Source organism: Cellvibrio mixtus subsp. mixtus J3-8 (genome assembly GCF_000766945.1).
GTDB lineage: Bacteria > Pseudomonadota > Gammaproteobacteria > Pseudomonadales > Cellvibrionaceae > Cellvibrio > Cellvibrio mixtus_A.
This window is the reverse complement of sequence record NZ_ALBT01000136.1, coordinates 1-2,609: the sequence shown is the minus strand read 5'-3', so window position 1 is coordinate 2,609 and position 2,609 is coordinate 1. Positions and strand designations below refer to the sequence as shown.

At 44.3% G+C, this 2,609-nt stretch carries 3 protein-coding genes, 1 pseudogene and 1 other annotated feature; of the genes and pseudogenes, 1 reads left to right on the top strand and 3 read right to left on the bottom strand.

Features of this window, described 5'->3' with window-relative positions; translation table 11 throughout:
* Positions 1-268 precede the first annotated feature (268 nt).
* Positions 269-571 (bottom strand): hypothetical protein, encoded by a 303-nt coding sequence (locus tag A596_RS04980; RefSeq protein WP_039913059.1) that lies wholly within the window; start codon positions 569-571, stop codon positions 269-271.
* Positions 572-592: 21 nt separating this feature from the next.
* Positions 593-829 (bottom strand): annotated as a pseudogene (locus A596_RS23855) (HNH endonuclease); the annotation flags it as partial.
* A 53-nt stretch (positions 830-882) separates the two neighbouring features.
* On the opposite strand from A596_RS23855, the gene A596_RS04970 reads away from it, so the two are divergent.
* Positions 883-2,099, top strand: a protein-coding gene (locus A596_RS04970; protein ID WP_152600102.1) for an IS3 family transposase whose coding sequence is annotated in 2 segments (ribosomal slippage) — positions 883-1,162 and positions 1,162-2,099 — 1,218 coding nt in all. Because the reading frame shifts where the segments join, the coding sequence is not laid out codon by codon here.
* Positions 1,161-1,277: a sequence feature (AL1L pseudoknot), on the top strand. (Overlaps the previous gene by 117 nt.)
* Positions 2,100-2,135: 36 nt before the next feature.
* On the opposite strand, the gene A596_RS04965 is transcribed toward A596_RS04970, so the two are convergent.
* On the bottom strand, positions 2,136-2,594 hold the full coding sequence (locus tag A596_RS04965; protein ID WP_152600101.1) for a hypothetical protein: 459 nt from the start codon (positions 2,592-2,594) through the stop codon (positions 2,136-2,138).
* Positions 2,595-2,609 lie beyond the last annotated feature (15 nt).

Below are 2,609 nucleotides of genomic sequence, written 5' to 3'. Positions count from 1 at the left end.
TGCACCAACAAATCCGCGCTGAGGAAACGGCCCAAATTCGGATCATAAACACGCCCGCCCATATGGACCAGGTTATGGCTGTCTAGTTGATCATGTCTGGTATTTTTTGGTAAAAAATTCCGCTATAAAAAAGCGTATCTATTCATGTCATTGTCCATGCAGTATTTTTGATAAAAAGTGTCGCCAATACGAAGACACTTTAGTTTGGACGGTTGAACGAGACAATGAACTCAAGATACCTAAAACTTACCTCAACATACTCATTTTGCTAAATATCGGGAATATCATCTATCCATTCAGGCGTGCAATCAGTAATAGAATAATGAATTATAAATTCAGCCGCCGTTCGCGTTCCAACTTTTTTTTTCTTCAAGTAATTGACCCACCTTTCAATTTCTTCTCTACCAAGTAAATATTCATAACCTTCTTCTTTTATTTTTTGTGGTACGCAGTAATCCTCATCTAATTCAACAAATAAAGCATCCGCCCCCCATGTAAGTGGGGGTTTTGCCACGAGCACACTATTTTCTGACATGTCAGCCCACTTAATCACTGCCTCTTCAATATTCATAAATATATAGCCTCAAAAAAATTACCAGTTGCGCCCCCACCTAGCAAAGCCGCCACTACCACCGGGATGCAATATACTCCAAAAATCTGAACCTTTGGTATGCTGATTTATCGGAACAAGTTGCATTACGCCAGGTCGTTCAGCTGAATGGTGCCATATAAATCCGTCTGGAGTATTTTTACCGCCAACAGGAGTTACTCCCAGCTTTTGCATTAGTTGCGCAAAGTTTTTATCTTTCACGGCTTCTGCAAGATTACGATTTGAATCGCCCCGGGTTTGTTGGAGGCTAACTTTCTTGAGAGAATTAGCCTATGAAAAAGAGACCTGGATATTCCCCCGAGGTGCGTGAGCGAGCGGTAAGGCTTGTGCTTACCACCGAAAAAGACCACAACTCACGCTGGGCAGCGATTACTTCCGTTGCCACCAGGATTGGCTGTACGCCTGAAACTCTGCGCGCCTGGATAATTCGAACTGAATCTACCAACGATGCTCAAGTCGGCTCCGTGAGTGATGAATCAGAGCGAATTAAAGCATTGGAGCGCGAGAACCGAGAGCTTAAACGTGCCAATGAAATCCTTCGCTTAGCCTCGGCTTTTTTTGCCCAGGCGGAGCTCGACCGCAAACCGAAACTTTAGTCGATTTTATTGATGCGCATAAAAGTGTTTTTGGTGTCGAGCCGATTTGTCAGCTGCTACAGATTGCACCATCGACTTACTATAGGCACAAACAGCTAGCAAGATCACCTGAATTGCGCGCACAACGAACTCAACAGGATGAACGGTTAATACCTGAAATCCAGCGTATTTGGTATGAGAGTGATCGCAACTATGGTGCTCGAAAGATCTGGAAACAATTGCGCAGAGAGGGATTTGATGTGGCTCGTTGTACGGTTGAGCGATTAATGAATCAATTGGGAATAGAAGGTATTTGTCGCGGCAAGAAGTGCAAAACAACGATTCCTGATAGCAAGGCAAATTGCCCTCACGATTTGGTTAACCGTCAGTTTCAGGCAGAAAGACCAAACCAACTCTGGGTTGCTGACATTACTTACGTTGCCACTTGGTCAGGTTTTGTTTATGTCGCCTTTGTTGTTGATGTTTTTTCGCGTCGCATTGTCGGTTGGCGAGCGATGAAGAGCATGCAAACAGAATTAATTTTGGATGCATTGGAGCAAGCACTGTGGGCAAGAGGCAAGCCTCATGGCGTTATCCATCATAGCGATAGAGGTAGTCAATATTTATCGATCAGCTACAGTGAGCGTCTTGTGGAAGCAGGTTTTAAGGCGTCGGTCGGGAGTGTTGGTGACTCTTACGATAATGCGTTAGCTGAAACGATTAACGGTCTGTACAAAACTGAGGTTATCCATAAAGGTGCACCTTGGAAAAAGCTTGACGATGTGGAGTTGGCGACCCTGACTTGGGTTGAGTGGTTTAATAACCGCCGTCTTCACAGTGCACTGGATTATGTACCGCCAAAGGAGTTTGAAGAAAATTTTTATCAAAAAACCGAGTTGGCTCATGTAGCATGACTCAAATTAAACAACCTCCGACAAACCCGGGGCGATTCAATTTGCAGAAGCCTTGTGAGCTTCTCGAGTGCCTGCACCGGTTTTTGAAATTGTTGTTTCGAAATAAACTGAATAAACATTTTTCGTTGACTTAGTAAACTTCCCTGGCCCAGCAATCATAGCCACCAAACTAAACGCCTTTAAAGCAGGCCCCGCCACACCATTCCTCGCCGCCGTTTTATTCGCTTCAATCTGCGGATTAGACCTCAACGACAATCTAGAGCCTGTTTCACCCCACACAATTCCCAGTGTTGTTTCTTCAACAAGAATAGCTGCTGCGCCATAAAATGAATTTCCCTCAAGGGGTGCAATAGTTCCAGTAGATGCCTGCTGTTGACCAGCATAATTCAGGTAATCATCCTGTGTGAATTGCGGAACCTGAAAATTTTCATAACCGTTGTTGTAATCCGGACGGTTATAAAAATCATTTCCATCACAGGTTTGCTGGGTGCTCATCCCCAGGTAATTGCC